The 16,604-nt window shown below is 50.9% G+C and carries 17 protein-coding genes; 4 read left to right on the forward strand and 13 right to left on the reverse strand.

Annotated features, from left to right (window positions below; genetic code table 11):
• Position 1 precedes the first annotated feature (1 nt).
• The 5 genes from GGC63_RS17680 to GGC63_RS17700 all read right to left on the reverse strand — a co-directional run bounded on the left by GGC63_RS17680 (position 2) and on the right by GGC63_RS17700 (position 2,825).
• A complete protein-coding gene (locus GGC63_RS17680; protein ID WP_192703399.1) occupies positions 2-1,318 on the reverse strand; it encodes a phage tail sheath family protein in 1,317 nt (438 codons plus the stop codon).
• A complete protein-coding gene (locus GGC63_RS17685; protein WP_192703400.1) occupies positions 1,319-1,507 on the reverse strand; it encodes a hypothetical protein in 189 nt (62 codons plus the stop codon).
• Positions 1,504-1,932 (reverse strand): DUF6838 family protein, encoded by a 429-nt coding sequence (locus tag GGC63_RS17690; RefSeq protein ID WP_192703401.1) that lies wholly within the window; start codon positions 1,930-1,932, stop codon positions 1,504-1,506. Before GGC63_RS17690 ends, GGC63_RS17685 begins: the two co-directional genes overlap by 4 nt.
• A gap of 53 nt (positions 1,933-1,985) precedes the next feature.
• On the reverse strand, positions 1,986-2,147 hold the full coding sequence (locus GGC63_RS17695; protein ID WP_192703402.1) for a hypothetical protein: 162 nt from the start codon (positions 2,145-2,147) through the stop codon (positions 1,986-1,988).
• Between the two features lie 306 nt (positions 2,148-2,453).
• Positions 2,454-2,825, reverse strand: a complete 372-nt coding sequence (locus tag GGC63_RS17700; RefSeq protein WP_192703403.1) for a hypothetical protein — start codon at positions 2,823-2,825, stop codon at positions 2,454-2,456.
• Positions 2,826-3,320: 495 nt separating this feature from the next.
• Here GGC63_RS17700 and GGC63_RS17705 point away from each other — a divergent pair, with 495 nt between their 5' ends.
• The 3 genes from GGC63_RS17705 to GGC63_RS17715 all read left to right on the forward strand — a co-directional run bounded on the left by GGC63_RS17705 (position 3,321) and on the right by GGC63_RS17715 (position 5,424).
• Complete coding sequence (locus GGC63_RS17705) at positions 3,321-4,325, forward strand: helix-turn-helix transcriptional regulator (protein ID WP_192703404.1); 1,005 nt, start codon at positions 3,321-3,323, stop codon at positions 4,323-4,325.
• Between the two features lie 92 nt (positions 4,326-4,417).
• Positions 4,418-5,029: an ImmA/IrrE family metallo-endopeptidase gene (locus GGC63_RS17710; RefSeq protein WP_079914704.1), complete on the forward strand. Its 612-nt coding sequence runs from the start codon at positions 4,418-4,420 to the stop codon at positions 5,027-5,029.
• Positions 5,026-5,424, forward strand: a complete 399-nt coding sequence (locus tag GGC63_RS17715) for a hypothetical protein (RefSeq protein WP_079914703.1) — start codon at positions 5,026-5,028, stop codon at positions 5,422-5,424. The genes GGC63_RS17710 and GGC63_RS17715 overlap by 4 nt, the downstream gene beginning before the upstream one ends.
• A gap of 45 nt (positions 5,425-5,469) precedes the next feature.
• Here GGC63_RS17715 and GGC63_RS17720 read toward each other — a convergent pair whose 3' ends face one another.
• From GGC63_RS17720 to GGC63_RS17750, 7 genes are all read right to left on the reverse strand, one after another.
• Positions 5,470-6,753, reverse strand: a complete 1,284-nt coding sequence (locus GGC63_RS17720) for an MFS transporter (protein ID WP_225948288.1) — start codon at positions 6,751-6,753, stop codon at positions 5,470-5,472.
• A gap of 81 nt (positions 6,754-6,834) precedes the next feature.
• Positions 6,835-7,785, reverse strand: coding sequence for a phosphoglycerate dehydrogenase (locus tag GGC63_RS17725; RefSeq protein ID WP_192703406.1), 951 nt, complete (start codon positions 7,783-7,785; stop codon positions 6,835-6,837).
• A gap of 43 nt (positions 7,786-7,828) precedes the next feature.
• Positions 7,829-8,836 carry a 4-hydroxythreonine-4-phosphate dehydrogenase PdxA gene (gene pdxA, locus GGC63_RS17730; RefSeq protein ID WP_192703407.1) on the reverse strand — a complete coding sequence of 336 codons (1,008 nt, stop codon included), beginning with the start codon at positions 8,834-8,836 and terminating at the stop codon, positions 7,829-7,831.
• Positions 8,833-10,119, reverse strand: a complete 1,287-nt coding sequence (locus tag GGC63_RS17735) for a four-carbon acid sugar kinase family protein (RefSeq protein ID WP_192703408.1) — start codon at positions 10,117-10,119, stop codon at positions 8,833-8,835. The genes pdxA and GGC63_RS17735 overlap by 4 nt, the downstream gene beginning before the upstream one ends.
• A gap of 127 nt (positions 10,120-10,246) precedes the next feature.
• Positions 10,247-11,413, reverse strand: a complete 1,167-nt coding sequence (locus GGC63_RS17740) for an iron-containing alcohol dehydrogenase (protein WP_192703409.1) — start codon at positions 11,411-11,413, stop codon at positions 10,247-10,249.
• A 38-nt stretch (positions 11,414-11,451) separates the two neighbouring features.
• Positions 11,452-12,333, reverse strand: a complete 882-nt coding sequence (dapA, locus tag GGC63_RS17745; protein ID WP_192703498.1) for a 4-hydroxy-tetrahydrodipicolinate synthase — start codon at positions 12,331-12,333, stop codon at positions 11,452-11,454.
• Between the two features lie 245 nt (positions 12,334-12,578).
• Positions 12,579-14,369 carry a PrpR N-terminal domain-containing protein gene (locus tag GGC63_RS17750; protein ID WP_192703410.1) on the reverse strand — a complete coding sequence of 597 codons (1,791 nt, stop codon included), beginning with the start codon at positions 14,367-14,369 and terminating at the stop codon, positions 12,579-12,581.
• Between the two features lie 241 nt (positions 14,370-14,610).
• Here GGC63_RS17750 and GGC63_RS17755 point away from each other — a divergent pair, with 241 nt between their 5' ends.
• Positions 14,611-15,744 carry a DUF4261 domain-containing protein gene (locus GGC63_RS17755; RefSeq protein ID WP_192703411.1) on the forward strand — a complete coding sequence of 378 codons (1,134 nt, stop codon included), beginning with the start codon at positions 14,611-14,613 and terminating at the stop codon, positions 15,742-15,744.
• A gap of 102 nt (positions 15,745-15,846) precedes the next feature.
• On the opposite strand, the gene GGC63_RS17760 is transcribed toward GGC63_RS17755, so the two are convergent.
• A complete protein-coding gene (locus tag GGC63_RS17760) occupies positions 15,847-16,557 on the reverse strand; it encodes an RQC-minor-1 family DNA-binding protein (RefSeq protein ID WP_225948290.1) in 711 nt (236 codons plus the stop codon).
• Between the last annotated feature and the right edge of the window lie 47 nt (positions 16,558-16,604).

The raw sequence follows: 16,604 nt of genomic DNA on the forward strand, positions 1-16,604 counted from the left end.
ATTATTGCACCGTCACTTTCATATAAATTTTTTCAACCGAATCGACCGGCTGTACTCCAACTTCCACATACACGCTATCCGCCTCATTGCCTTCCAGCACCACTACGTCGCTTTGAGAATCGAAGTTTTGTACCGCATTGATTCCCTGCAATGTGCTCAAGTACGAATTGCATTCGCCGCGCAGCAGATTTCTGCCATCCGCGTTATTGTCCACTTTTCCGATAAAGAATGATTCGAAGATTCGTTTGAAGTCATTGTTGATGCCGTCGAGCACGCGAATGACCCGATTTTTGCGGAACTCCTTGCCTTTGGCCGGAGAAAAGCCCGTAAAGGTATTGATGTCCAACTCCACCTTGGCTTTCCCTTGGCTTGGCGTAAACACAAATTCCCCATTATTGATGGCTGTGATGATCTGCTCGTTGGTATAGCGGGGCTCCACGTCGACAGCATCATCGTAAGCATCATAGGTCAGCGATTCGTTCACCTGCGCTCCGGCCGTTGCAGCAGCAACCCATGCCACAGCTTGTGCCGCCGTCAGCCTTGTCCCATCCGAGAGAATAACGCCGTTCTTGACGCTAATGACGCCTTCATAGTCCGCCGTTGGATAGTTTTCCAGCACGACCTGGACCTTCTTGCCTTCATCATCCCGAAGCCGGCGCACGAAGGAAGTGAATACCGATTTGAGGGTGCTGTCCGTTGACGGGAGAGCCATCGTTTGGAAGTCGACCAGCTCGGCAGCCGCCAAATAGTCCATATGGTCCTGGTTGGTAACCGTACCGTCCGTACCGCCGGCCAGCGCAGTTCCTGCCGTTTCCGTTAAAGCACCGGTTCCGCTGAATGCAACCCAGTCATTAGACTTGAGGCCATCCGCATCGGTGACCGATTGACTATCTGCGATTTTCCTCGCCAGCAGCGTCTTCACGTCCCATTTGGTTTCGTCGTCGAAATTCTTTTGGATAACCAGGGAGATATCGTTGCCGCGCAATCCGCCGTATTGGGCAGTTGCCGTTAGAGTACCTAGCGTTGCTTTCGCCTTGGCTCCTTCGTTCAAGCGATAGACAAGAACCGTCTTGACCCGCTTCAGCGCTTCCTTAACAAGCAGCAGCTGCGATGCTGTTACATCGTATCCGAGCAGCTTGGATACATCCTCGCCAGCTTGAATCTTGAGCATTTGCTTCGACGGTCCCCAGCTTAGCGATAAAGGCATGGTCATCACGCCGCGGTCCCCTACGGCTCCAACTGGTTTCCCCTCCCCGACAAATTCAATGTATACCCCTGCACGATCTTTATTTTGCGTTGTCCATGTTCCTCCAGCCATTTAGTTAGCCACCTTTCTTGAAAACTCCGTCATATATTTTTTTACTTGCTCCATGGTGTAAGCTGCATCCTCCTGCAGTAAGGCGTTCAGCACATCTTTTTGCTGCGCCGTATACCGGCTCGATTCCAAAAACTGCTGCTTGGTATATGTGGATACCGCAGCCTCATCACTTTTACTTCTTGTACTCATTTGTACCGTTCCTCCTGTTCTAAATGCATCATTTTTACTGCGGGCGGCTTCTGCTTCATCATGCGGATATCGAAGCTGATATAAAATCGGAGCGAATCCTCCGCGATTTCATGATGAAGATCATATCCCCGGTATTTCTTTCCTTCCCGTTCGATGGTTTCCAGCTCCTCATACAACCGTTCGGCCATCGCATGATAGCCTAATGGGCTGTTCCGGTCTGCCGGATCCGGGTAGTATTCGATCCTGAACAAAGTAGGATATCGATACCGTCCATTGACTTCCTTGACTTGCTTGCTGCTCACTAAATGAACTAGTAAAGCAGGCTTCTGCCAATTCTGATCCGGATACTCATCGTAAACGGGGAGATTAAATCCCAGGGACTGCAGCCGCTGTAGTAAGGCTTGTTTCATTTCCTCAAAAATCATAGATCCACCCCAAATGCGTTGGATAAAATGGTTCTGGCTTAGTCCCAACGCTGCTAGAATTCCATGCTTTGAACCGGAACCGCCGTCTCTCCCTTGGGAAGCTCGTCTGTGTTTTCCCTGTAAACAATAGGGCTGCTAGCTACTTCCGCCAGAAAGGCAGCCGGCCGGCTCTTGATTCGAAACCTCGTGAACGGACTGCTATCGCAATCGTTCATCTCCAATTGCCTTATCCGCTATCCTATGCGCTCGAAGATGCCGCACCTCCTTCATTCATGGTGTTGGTGATTGCTGCTGCAACCCGGAGTGTTTCTCGGCGATCCAAGGGGTTTCTAACCCCGCCTCATCTTCACACCATCGACGACTAGCGTCTAAGGTGGAATATCATGTCCACCCACAGCATGACCGAGTCCTCCGATGATCAGGGTACAGTAGGAATCACCCGAGCCGTAGCTCTATGAACCTAATGTACATCCTGACCGTAGACATTTTGTTGACACGCTTTGGACATGAATTGGACATCCTCATTCCAAATAGAGAAGCGTATTGGCGACGGAGACGACCCCTTCATCCAATTTGCGGTCAATGGTTTTATCGCAGTAATTCCACCCGCTGAATTTGAGAATAGTCGCCGCGCGGGTATGGCCTTGGATATAGCGAAAGGTCACAACAGCCCTGATATTCTCGTCCGCAATCTGCTCTACGGCTCTTTCTATTAAGCTGGTGAACCGCAGCAGAGATTGCTGAACATGTTTTTGCATGTCGTTAGCAGGGGGATTTTGCTCAAATAGCTCCAGCTTCTTCTTTCTGTCTTTGTATTGCTTGAGATATTCCTTCGCGATCTTGATTTCCTTTACCGTTGCTGCCGGAAATGCTTCATTCTTCATAAGCAACATGCTTCTCACCCTTCTTCATATGAAATAGAAATAAGTACTTTCCTGTAGAAAAACAAACAGGCAGTTATTCTTGGCGAATCCAAGCTTGCCTCAAAATAATTACACCTTGGGTTCCTTGCTTCCAAAAGCTTCTTGCAAGGAATTGCTTCCTTGCCAGCTTGTCCACTAACAGCTATACTAAAAACAAGCATCTTGCTTCATAGCTAACGTCTAAGCCGCCCCGCCAGGCGGCTTTTTCGTATTGCTGTCATGCATTCTCCACATCTTTCACCCAGCCCGCATAACCGACGAAGTACATTTGCTGATATCTCAAATTGGTCTCCCCCCTTTCTATCAATCACTTTTTAGCAATGGATGACACTATTCAGTCAACCATTGACCAAATAGTACCACCGTGTCACTTTATAGTCAACGATTGTTCGTCACTTTTTAGTGATACCGTTGAATTTTTGGTCAACTTTTACTAATATAAAGATAGAGAGGGGATTGAGACCCGTGAAATACCATGAACTGTTATCCCGTTATATAGAAGAAAGCAAGCTAAGCCTTGGAGAGCTTGTCTTGAGGCTTAAAAATCGCGATATCGATATTACAAAGTCGTATATCAGCAAGCTCAAAAACGGCAATAAACCCCCAGCCTCGGAGGAAATTACCCGCGCTCTGGCCGAAGTCACAGGCGGTGACCCCGATGCTCTGGTTATGGCCGCCTACATAGATAAAGCCCCCACGGAAGTGAAGGATGCTCTCCGGGAGGCCGAGAAATATAGATTTGCCTTTCATCTGACTCGCAAGCTGATGGATTTCATGGAGTTTTACAACGAGCACCAAGAAATTCAAGAAGACTTGATGCACGAAATTCAGTCCATGGGAGATGAGCTAAGGGAAGCCTACCATTATGACTATCCCTTCGATAAGCTTAAAGAGGATCCCGAGTCCGCTCTGCAGCTGATAGGTTCTCTTCGTTCCCGCTTTTTCCCGCAGTCGCCTTCAGTCACTATGGGAAGCGAAACGATCCATTTTACCAATTATCTTGACGATAAAGGTCAAATCGTACGCCCGTTTCCTCGGACAGAAAACGCTGCTTCTCCCTCTTACAATAAAGCGGCGGATTCCGGGAATGATCCGGATGTAACCCGGCGCATGCTGGAGGCTGCCCGCGATCTTATGAAAGAAACCGACGATTACATCGATTTTCTTGAAAATATGGGCGTCGAAGCGGAATATGTCGAAGACATTCTCAAAGACGTCATCTATATGAAACGCTATATGAATAAGCTGTATAACAACATCCATGGCTTGCAGCATACTCTTCAGGAAGGGAAGCGGCCAGGGAAGTCAACCCGTAACCCTTTAGGAGCCTTGGGGGTTGTGACGGAGGAATCCGGAGAGTACCTGAGCCAGGCGGCCTATAATGGCAAACCGGCCCCTCTTACCGAGCAAGAACGCAAGGAGTTTGAAGCCAAACGGAAATTATTCGAAAAATTTAACGGCGAACACTAGGCTATTGTTGCCCTCTGCTAATTTGGAAAGCCCCTACAGGGCTTTTCTTTATCAAATAAAATAGAACATACGTTCTGTTAGGAGGTAAATATATGGATCTTTCTTTATACAAACCGACTGAAACAGAAGAATGGATTTCCTTCATATATCAAAAACATGGAATCTGCTACGCGGCAGATATGGATATAGATCATATCGCAGCTATTTTTCGTGCTATGGTAGAGCTTCACCCTCACGAATCCAAAGTGATCTGGAGCAGCAATTTTGCCTTAATTTATTTGCACGCCCTGCTAAGCAAAGAACAACAGCGCGAAAATTTCTTTCACGAGCTCGGGCATATCGTCCGCCATTGCGGTGATCAATATGGAATGCCCGAAACATTCATAGAGCTGCAGGAGCAGCAAGCGGCGCAGTTCCAGCTGTATGCTGCCATGCCGGCCTTTATGCTGCACGAGTTCATACATGATGTGTACAGCTGGGGCGCATTTGAAAAGGTGTTGGCCGAAGCCTTTTGTCTTCCGATCCGGTTCGTTCAGAAACGGCTTAATCAAATCCTAAATCGTCTCTGCCTTGCGCAAATAGATAAGGAGCGGCGGGATCGGACGGTGGACACCAGCTATATTACGACCGATTACATAAGGCAAAAGCAGGCTGAAATGGGGCGGCAGAGACTAATTAGAGAGAAATCGTGGGGGATCCTATGACAAAAATCCGTGTCTATTATGAAGAACATCAGGGGCTCGACGGCGTTTGCCTGGTTCCTATGAAGCTTATTGTGCGGTTTCCCCGCGGTAAGATGCTCTGGGACAAGCCTGCGGTGTATATTCCCTTAGACGTCCCGTTTCGCCGTCACTATTCGGAGGATTTTCTTGAAGATCTAATGAGCATTGCCATCGGGATTGACGACATGATGATGAGCTTTGATAAACCAAAGCATATCGGTATCTCACTCACTCGTGTGATGGAGCGTATGGAAAAGATGAAGGAACGCGATATGCTGGTGTTTCAATATGAGGACATCGAACAGTTCATTATTCAAATCGACGATATCGAGCAGGTATTACAAATGCAGGTAAGGCCGTTCTATGTATTATCATAAAAAACACAAAAGAGACGCGTAAACCGCGCCTCTTCCGTCCCATCTTTATTGTTCTGCTTGAATAGGCTTCACTTTGCCTAACAGGAACAAATAATTCAAAATACCGATAACGATCAGCGCCGCGGAGAACAGCAGAGCCGGTACGAAGGAGCCGTAAGTCGCTACGAAAAAGCCGGTGATGATCGGTCCGACGACGCCGCCCATATTGGATACCGTGTTCTGCATACCTGCAACGACCGAGGTCATATTTTTCGGAGCCACGTCGCTCGGCAGCGCCCACACCTGGGATGCCGCCACTGTGGTACCCGACTTGGCGATACAGAGGAGCACCACGGCCAGTACGGCCGATTGAGCGAAGGCGGCGAAGCCGATGCACGATGCCATCAGCAATCCGATGACAAGGAACAGCTTGCGTGTCGCTGTCAGCGACAACAGCCCCTTGGCATAAATGCGGTCGGACAGCCATCCGGCGATAACCTCGACAACCATCGCGCACAGCAGCGGCAGCGACGCCATGAAGCCCATCTCGATCAGGCCCATGCCTCTTTCCTTGACGAGATACGTCGGCAGCCAAGTAATGAAGAAGTAGGAATTGTAGTTGATCATGAAGAACCCGATACACATCGCCCAAATATTACGATACTTCAGCAGCTGATACCATTTCATCGGCTGCTCGGTGTCCAGTCCCTCCTGCTTGGACTGTCCTTCCCGGATATGCTTCAATTCCGCTTCGTTAACGCCCTTATGCTCTTCCGGCGTTTCCTTGAAGTACAGAATCCAGACGATTGCCCAAACGATCCCGAGTCCCCCGATGATCAGAAAGGTCATCTTCCAATCGAACATGGCGATCAGCCAAACGATGAGCGGCATCGCTATAGCTCCGCCGAATTTGGATCCGCTATCAAAAATTCCCGCTACCGTCGCGCGTTCCTTATCCGGGAACCATTTGGACGAGATGCCCGCATTGCTCGGATAAGCCGCGGCTTCCCCGACGCCTAGAGCGACACGAAAGCCAAGAATGGACTTGAAGCCGGTTGCAAGACCGGTTACCGCTGTAGATAGCGACCACCAGGCAACGGCGAAGCCGAGCGTTTTCTTCTGTCCGATCCGGTCGGCCACCCAGCCGGAAGGAACCTGCAGCAGCGCGTAGGACCAGAAGAAGCCGGAGAGAACGACGCCCATTTGGGCGGCATTCAGTCCGAATTCCTTCGTAATGTATGGCGCTGCGGCCGAGAGTACTGTTCGATCGATATAGTTGATCGCTATTGCTGCCCACATAAGAATGGCGACGACCCAGCGCACATTGGATTTCTTAGTCAGTGTTTGCAAGATGTATCTCTCCGTCTCTAGATGATGTAGTAAAAGAAAAATGTATGAAGATGGCATTCCGATGAGACTGATGTTGACGAATTACAACCCATTCATAACGTGATCAGGTCTTTGCCCGTTCACCAGGACGTTCACGATATTGCGAACGCAAGTCATGCCGAGCGCGTTCACCGCCCCGCTAGTATAGCCGGCAATATGAGGCAGAGCAATAAAGTTAGGCAGAGCGAACAGCGGATGCTCCTTCAGCGGCTCAAGCTCGAATACATCCAATGCCGCCCCGGCTATCGTCCCGGCAGTCAGCGCTTCATACAGCGCCTCCTCATGAACGATCCCGCCTCGAGCCGCGTTGATCAAATAAGCGCTTTCTTTCATCCGCTTCAGCTGATCGGCACCGATAAAATGCTTGGTCTCTTCCGTCAGCGCGATATGAAGGGTAACGAAGTCGCTTCGGCTGAGCAGCTCGTCCAGCTTGACGAAGGACACTCCATGCTGCTCTGCAAAGGCATGATCCGGATATGGATCATACGCCAATACGTTCATATCAAAGCCGCCCGCTCTTCTCGCGACCTCCTTGCCGATGCTGCCGAGCCCGATAATACCTACCGTTTTATTATATACATCGGAGCCGAAGATTCGAGGCCATTCACCCTTCTTCGTCAGCTCGTTCGCCAGCGGAATTTGCCGAGCCAGCGACAGCATCAGGGCGAATGCGAAGTCGGCCACCGCATGCTTGTTGGCGCTTGGGACATTCGTCACCCAAACCTGATGCTTCTTCGCCGCCTCCAAATCAATATTATCCACGCCGACGCCATGCTTACACACCAGCTTCAGGCGAGGCGCGCGGGCGAGAACCTTCTCCGTAATCTGATTAAAGGCTACGATAGCCGCGTCCACATCCTGAATCGCATCAATAAACGCTTCCTCTGTAATATCTTCCGGCAAATGCTGAAGCTCGATGCCGTACTTCTCCAAATATTCAATCGGTTCATTAGAGTATTTGGCGAAGGACGGCGATGTCGATACAACCTTCATGGAATACTCGCTCTCCTTCTATGTTGTCTATAATCTATGATGTTTAACGGGTCGCTTCCGTCTTCGGTGCCAAATCCGCTCCGGCCTGGATCGCCGCGAGCATGCTGCGTTCATCGGCGATGTTTTTCCCTGCAATATCGAAGGCCGTTCCGTGATCGACGGAAGTGCGCACGATGCCGCCTTTCAGGCCGACCGTAATATTAACGCCTTCCTCAAGCCCGAGCACCTTGATCGGTACATGGCCTTGATCGTGATAGCAGGCGACGACGATATCGAAATCTTTGCGGACAGCGCGGAAAAACAACGTATCCGCAGGATAAGGGCCGGTAACCTGAATGCCTTCGGCGGCCGCCTTTTCGATGCCCGGAATCAGCTTCTCCTCTTCCTCCCCATTACCGAAAAGACCGTTCTCTCCCGCATGCGGATTAATGCCGCAAACCGCAATGCGCGGATTCGCATATCCAGCGCGGGTTAATGTCTCATGCGCCAGCTTGACGACCTTGTAGGTCCGCTCGGGGTTGATCGTCTCAATAGCTTTGATCAAGCCTACATGCGTCGTCAAATGGATGACCTTCAGCTTCGGCGAGGACAACATCATTGAATAATCCTCAGTACCTGTCAAATCGGCCAGGATCTCGGTATGCCCCGGATACAGATGCCCTCCCTTTTGCAGCGCTTCCTTATTCAGCGGCGCTGTGCAGATCGCCTGAATCTCCTGCTCCTTGGCGAGGTCAACCGCTTTCTTCAAATATTGAAAGGCCGCGTCGCCGGCTTGCGGAGACATCACACCGAACGGCAAATCCGCCGGAAGCAGGTTCATGTCGAGACAGTCGATCGTGCCGTGAACAAAGGCCCCTTCGCTTACCCGCTCAACCCGGCGAAGCTGGACCGGCGTTCCCGTAACGTCAACGGCACGCTGCAAAATGCCGTAATCGCCGATGACCACCGGGCGGCAAATGTCATAAACCGATGCATGTCCGAGTGCTTTCACAATAACCTCCGGGCCGATGCCTGCCGCATCTCCCATCGTAATTCCGATAATTGGCTTCATAGTTCTCCTCCTTGCAGCTTGCGGGCAGCCTTGATCATAGCTGACTCCGAGCCGAAATTTCCTGCCTTGGTCACGGCATAGATATCCTTCCCCGATATACGAACGGCTCCAAGAGGAATCCCCGATTCGACTTCATCCAGCAGATGGAACTCATCCGCCTTCAGCTGCTGGAATACTTGGCGTGCCGTATCGCCGCCTGTCAGGAACATGCGGCGCAGATCATATTGATCTGCAAGCGCCATCGCCCACTCCCCAAGCACTCGAGAAATCCGATTGCTGATGTCGACAAGGTTGTAGCCGAACTCCCGCCCGAGCCGCTGCGTCCGATCAACATCGTTGGAGGAATACAGCGCGATATGACGCCCCGACTTTAGGGCGGCCTCCGCTTCCAGCAGCACACGCCTCCATTCGGCTTCTCTGGAAGCCTCCTCCCGGATGATCTCCTCCGACCGAATCTCGATTCCGGCCACATCCGGCTCCTGAAGCAGCCGTTCCAGCTGCTTGCGGCCGATAGCGCTTACGCTGCCTACAACAAGGAGGACCGGCGTTCCATGAGCCGGGATCGTAACCGGCCTCGGCTCCGGCTCGAGCCCATAAGCCAGGGGCAGCACATTCATAAGTCCGGCCGAGCCTACCCAGATAACCGACTTACCGGTGCCCAGCATATGCCGGACAAGCCTCTCCAGATCGGAGACGTCTGCCGAATCCGCCACTACGTACACGACGCCCCGCTCCTGCATCGAAGTGAGCTTGGCAGCCACATGCTCCGACGTTTGCTGCAGATCGCCGCGGGACAAGTGCCCGACCTCCCTGCCTGCCTGCTCCCGAATGAGCCGCGTGATGAGCGAGTCGCGGACCGGAGTCTTCGGGTCCCTCGCCACTTCGGTCTCATGAAGCGGTTTGCCACCCAGGTACATGACGCCTTCCACAATGGTACGTCCGTTCTGCGGAAAGCCCGGGGCAATGACGACAAGATCCGGACGGAACACATCGTATACCGCGTTGATTTCCTGCCCGATGTTTCCTCTCATTGTGGAATCGATTTTTTTATAAATGATATCGAACGGCTCGCCCTGAAGCGATTTACAGGCTTCCTTCACCCTCCCGTACGCTTCTTCGGGAGTCACAGATCGGCTGTCCGTATCAATGATGACGGCGTCCTTGCTTCTTAAGCCCTCTGCTTGCGGCTCCAAAATAACCGATACCTGGAAGCCATAGCGGATCAGCTGACCGCCGCAGTCGCTCGCACCTGTCAAATCATCCGAAATGACAGATATTCTCATGCCCGTTCACTCCTTTATCATGGAAATGGGAAATGCAGGCTCCAAGCTGCGACCACTTCATGCCAATCTTCCTGATCTGTAGCCTGAAGCCGCATTATTTTCCATGACTTCGTTTCGTTGTATCTAGTTATGCCAGTAATTTGCGGTAAATCGCTTCCATGTCCTGCAGGCTGAGCTCTTTTGGATTATTATTCAGCAGGCGGGTTACTTTGGACGCCGATACGGCGAGCTCAGGTACGTCATCCGGCTTAACTCCGAAGCTGCTCAAATCCTGCGGTATTTCCAGAACGGTCGTCCATTCGACGATACGCTCGACCACTTTGGCCGCGGCCTGTGAGGAAGTCAGCCCTTGCACCTGAATACCCATAGGTTCAGCCACTTGATATAACCGCTCCTCAATCGCATCCATATTGAACTCCATCACATGTGGAAGCAGCATCGAATTGGCTACGCCATGCGCGATTTTGAATTTGCCGCCGAGCGGATAGGCCAATGCATGAACTGCTGCGGTACCCGCGGCCGTCAATGCCATCCCGCCGTACATGGAGCCGAGCAGCATCTTTTCTCTGGCATCAACGTTAGTTCCGTTCTGATAAGCTTCCACAATGCTGGACGAAATCAGACGAATCGATTCCAGCGCGAACATATCGCTGATCGGATTCGCTTTATTCGAAATGAAGGATTCAAGCGAATGGGTGAACGCATCCATTCCAGTAGCCGCCGTAATCGGCTTTGGCAATCCCAGTGTCGGCATCGGATCAAGGAAGACGACCTTTGGAAGCATATGCTTGCTGACGATGCCTATCTTCAGCTCTTCGTCAGGCAATGTAACGATAGCGTTCGGAGTAACCTCCGCCCCCGTACCTGAGGTGGTCGGAATCAGAATCGTCGGGATTCCCGGCTTCTTGACCAAATCCGTTCCGAGCAGGTCGCGGATGGAGCATTCGTTCGTAGCGAGAACGGCCAAAATTTTGGCGGAATCGAGAACGCTTCCCCCACCGAACCCGATCAAGACATCGTAAGCTTTGTCCGCCATGCCGGCAAACACCTGCTCAATGTTCTCTACCGTCGGTTCCGGCAAAATGTTTGTATTAACGTCGGCAGTCACGCCCTTGGCTGCCAGTTGGCTGACCAAGGCATCGACAAAGCCTAATGATTTAATCGAAGGCTGTGTAAGGATAAGCACCGATTTCACATCGACGCCGGTAAGGTGCAGATGCTCTCCCACGCTTTGCAGCGAGTTTCGCCCTGCGATAATATGATCTGCGGTTTGAAACTGGTACAGCGTTTTCATGAATTCAACCCCTTGGATGGATTTGAAACAACTGAGATTTAACGGCTTTGATAGGAATCCACCATAGCCTGAACCTTCTTCAGCGCCTCTCCCGAAACAACGGATACAGGCGATTTCGGCGGTCCTACCGGAATACCGCTCAATTCTACGGCCTTTTTCAAAACGGATGGGAGCGTTCCCAGAGCAAACGTATCGCGAAGCGGCTGCAGCGCGTCCTGCGCTTTCTGTGCTTCTTCGATATTGCCGTTCTGCCAGTGATTGTAGATCGATACAACGGTTTCAGGAAGCATATTGGCTGTCGCGGCCACCGCACCCACGCCGCCGGCAAGCAATGTTTTCAAAATCAGCGAATCCGTGCCTGCGAAGACGGTAAAAGCTTCGCCTTGGGTTGCCTTAATGTAATTCTCGATATTGGCGAAATTGCCGCTGCTGTCCTTAATACCGACAATGTTAGGAAGCTTGGCCAAGACGGCTGCCGTCTCCGGCTCCAGGTTCACACCGGTTCTCGAAGGAATGTTGTACAGCACGATCGGTAGCTTCGTCGATTCAGCGATTCGGGTATAATGAACGATGAGCTCCTCTTGTGAAGGCGCTATGAAGAAGGGCGTAATAATCGAAACCGCATCGGCTCCCAATTGCTCCATCTGTCTGGAAAGCTCAATCACTTCCTCCGTCGTCCCGCCCCCAGTACCAACAATCACGGGAACTCTGCCTTTTACCTCTTCTATCACGATGCGAGCCATAGCCAGCTTCTCTTCCGTAGAGAGCAAATGGAATTCGCCGTTCGTTCCGAGAATAAAAATCCCATGAACCCCGGATTCAATAAGCCGGTTCGTCAACTGGCGTACCACGGGCTCGTTAACCTTCTGATCTTCCGTAAGCGGTGTCAGCATAGCAGGAATAATCCCTTTTAATTCCACCATAAAGGCCTCCTTCTATTTCCTATCCTATAAAAAACGTTTTATTTAACAACAGTTATGATCGTTCTGTCTTTCGTAATGAATTATAAATAATATAGTTCGAAATATCAACAGTTTTATTGTATATTGCATCATATTGTTTCTAATTGTTGCGTTATGCAACATATATAGTTGCGATTTGCAACACAAATAACCCTACATCCGAACCGGATATAGGGCTTAATGCACACCACACTTCTGATGATTTATATCGGATCCTTCAATATTCTCCACAGCGTTGAACGATTAATCCCGAGCCTTTTGGCTGCACGGGACTGATTCATGTTCTCCTCCTGGAGCACCAGCTGAATGATCTCCTTCTGGATACTTTGTAAAGGTTGATCCAGATTAATCGTTCTTGCACCGCTTGCCGGGCCGTGCCCGATTCTTTGCTTTTCCAGCACGGCGAGAAGCTCTTCGTCGATATACTCGCCTTCAGCCGCCTTTACCAGCTCTTTCACCGTATCTCGAAGCTCTATCAGATTGCCCTTCCACGGGTATTCGTAGAGCGCTTCCTGCGCTTTAGGACGAATGCCGACTACCTGCTTGCCGTATTTCTCGTTATTCTCCGAAATAAAAATGCGGATCAGCTCCTCCAGCTCCTGAGGATTCGTTCGGAGCGGCTTCATCTCGACGGCTGCCCCTTCGATCAGCGAGAGCAGCTCCGGCTCCAGAAGCCCTTCCTCCCGCAGCTGCCCGGGCGCCTTCTCGAAGGAGCAGATCAGGTATGCAGCGCATTGGGGCACCGACTCCGCCAGCCTTCTCTGGTATTTGGGCGAGAGCCGTTCCGCACCGCGCAAATAGATCATGCTGCCAGGCAGAGCCTCTCCCAGCAGATGCTTCAAGTGCATGAAGGCCTCCTCGGAGCCTCGTACAACGTTCACCTCCAGCAGCTCGCCTCCTTCAGGATGCAGCTGCCGCCATACCGTGCCCGCAAAAATCCGTTTTCCTGTTCCCTGCTCTCCGTATACGGCGAGAGGACGTACCCGCTGCAGCCGTTCCGCAGCTGAGGCAAGTGCTTCCTGGAAATCGGAGCGGGCCCGAATCAGACGAGGAAACGTCTCGATAAACGGCTCCAACCGCCGAACCTGAATATCGTTCTCGTTATCCGTTACCGGACGCACATAGAGATTATACGCAGCCTCCGGCTCCCCTTCCCCACAGATCACAGTAAGCTTATGACGGAACGTCATGTCGTACAGCTCGAAGGAGGAGGCTTCCCCCTCCTTGCCGCTTGAATTGGTCATAAGAGCCAGCAATTTGGGGAACCTCTGCCGCATTATGACATCCGCATCTTGATCGTGGCGAATGCCCAGCATATCCCGAAACGCAGCATTCATATAATGCAATCTGACGCCGGTCTGCATCACCGCCATCCCCTGTTCCGCACCTTGAGCGAGCGAGTTCAGCATCTGCCCCTCAGCTTTGTAGCGGCTGACGGCCTGACACACATTTCTCGCGTTCTCGAAAGCCTCCAGCACGGATTCTTTACCGGACGTGATCAGAATGCCCTGAAGCCCTTGCTCCTTGGCCAGCCGAACCGTATTCGTCCCGCCAACAATCACAAGAGCCCCTTTGTCCCTTGCCGCCTCCAGGACCTCGTTCACATCATCCTGCTCGTTAATGATCGTATAGGGAATATCGACATCCAGCAGCCGCGATACGGCGACAACCGCCTCGATAATATTGGGAAATCCTATCATTTCAATAGGAATTTTGTATTCCTTCAGCAGCGTGATTAGCCGCAAAATGTCAAAGCCGGATATTTTGATCTCCACTACCGGAAGTGAGCTGAGCTTACGGATCAGCCTGGCCGTCCCGCCCCGGCTAATAATGATGTCATAGCCTTCCTTTTCATATTGATGAACAGGCAAAGGCTCCGACAAATCGCCTTGTATCACCGTTACTTCAAAATCATCCAGTTGATCTTTGAGATTGGAGGTCAGCTCCACCAACCCGCGGTAGGGCGCGATGACCAATGCCTTTATTTTTTTCATAGAATGCCCCTCTTCTAAACCTCGCTGGAAACGATATATTGATTTATTTTCGTTCACTTTATAGCTAAAATATACTGATTCATCTCCAGAGTGTCAATTTGGTGTGGCTTATTGCAACGATTCCATCAGAGGTCCTGCGGTCAACACGGGAAAGAAGGTTAATCTTTTAGTCCCATTTACATCCAACTGCTGCTAGTATATACAAGAATAGAGAACTTAACTTGACCAGGGAGAGGATTAAATGACATCCCAGCAGCAAGCTGCTATGCAATCTATGATCAATTGGCTGTCGGATGAACGAGAACTCGGCCAAAAACCTAGCAAAATTGAAATTGCAGCTGAATTCGATTTGCATGGTATGCACTACTACATCTTCAAGTACAAAAAAACATGGCTGGGAAAATGGCTCCTTGGTGTCTGCGGCGGCTATGAGCATCCATCGGATACGGAGCATTGCGGCCATATCTTCAGCGAGATGCAGCCATACGACCCCGCTACTGCGAAGCAGGAAGCTATAGCTATGGTAGAAATGATCCGCGAGTATTGGATGAAGCAGGCGGCAGCAATCGAGGCGGCTCAAACGCAAGAAGACGCCGCGGAGTCTCAGAACGAGTCCTCCGGAGGCTTATTTAACGGGTTCGTGCTGCTGAACTCTCCGGAATGCGATCTGGATCAGGTCAAGGAGAACCTGATGAAGGATTGGAATATCTCTTGTTCATCAGCATCAGGGGAAGGTGAGGGCCATGAGGAAGAAAAGGAAGGAATCCTCGTTTTTGAAACGGACGGCTTCACTGCCGCTATAAGCTTTGTGGATGCCCCTATCCCGGACGGGGAGGCAGAGCATTATGCAGGAGGCAACTATCTCTGGCGGGAGGCCGCTGACGTTACCAAAACCCATGTGGCCCAAATCATTCTGGCTGTATTTACCCGCTCCGGCTCTCCGTTGGATAGCGGCAGGCTGTATACCAAGCTTGCGGCCAGCTGCTTGAAGCTTCCGAACGCAATCGGATTCTATTCGTCGGGTACCGTATTCCAGCCGGAGCTTTATGTGGAAATGGCCGAGATGATGAAGTCGGATGATATGTTTCCTTTATTGAATCTGGTTCACTTTGGTCTTGTCAGAACGGAATCGGGGATGAATGGATATACCTGTGGACTGCGGCCATTCGGCAAGGAAGAGATCGAAGTGCTGAACAGTCAGGCTTCCCCCGCCGATCTGCGTGATTTTCTGATCGATATTTCCTCATATATCGTGGAAAGCAACGTCACTTTAAGGGATGGGGAAACCATCGGCTTTTCAGCAGAGCACAAGCTTCCGATTACCCGTTCCCAAGGCGTATATGTAGACGGAGAGAGCCTCAAAATCGAATATTAATCCCGAGACGTCAGGGAGGCGGAGGATTTCGATCCCCCGTACTCCCTTCGCTCGCTCCAGACCGTGCAGGCTGAACATCATCTTTATTTAAAAGCACTTGTGCTACCGGCATTGAGGGCACCGTTGCGGAAATTGCAGTCCTTCGCTCGTGTAATAATCCGGATTCGACTCGTCCAACAAGAACGGATTCCCGCACTTCCCGCATGCTAATATAATGGGATTATCGGACCGAAGGAGCAAGGAGTGGGCCATCTCACCCACCAACTGGTCCCACTGCTTATCATTCATTCCCTCACGTTGCTCCAACGCTTCAATCACATGCCGAATCTCCCTCTGAACCTTCTTGAATTCCACCTGCTCCCACAATCTCAAGTAAGGAATGTATTTCTTATTAGCGGAGCACAAGACTTTATACAGGAACAGGAGCATCATCCCCCGGTTCCGTTCTTTCAAATATTCCATACTGACCGGTGTTACGTTATGATCAAGCCAATAATCCCACTCTTGTAAAAACTCTTGGGCGCGCTGTTCTCGTTCGACAGCCCATCCATACGGTGTGAAAATGATCATGGGCAGCTTACCCTGTCTTTCCGTCCTCAAAAATCCCGTGTCTATCATAGTATCCACTTTGTCCATGATCTGCTCCAACGTAAGATCTCTGTAGAAACCATAAGAAGGGTTTTGATCCAGTCCTAGCTCCAATACTTTCCGCTCTTTCGAGCCCTTCAATATTTTGGCAAGCAACGTCCTTCCGCCTTGGGCAATGATATCGTCTGCTGCCCGCAAAATAGCGCGGTATTCCGTTTCTGGCAACGTCCTGCGGCTTCGCTTCATTTTGGTATCAGTCCTGTTATTCAAAG

The organism is Paenibacillus sp. OAS669 (genome assembly GCF_014873645.1).
GTDB classification, from domain to species: Bacteria; Bacillota; Bacilli; order Paenibacillales; family NBRC-103111; genus Paenibacillus_S; species Paenibacillus_S vulneris.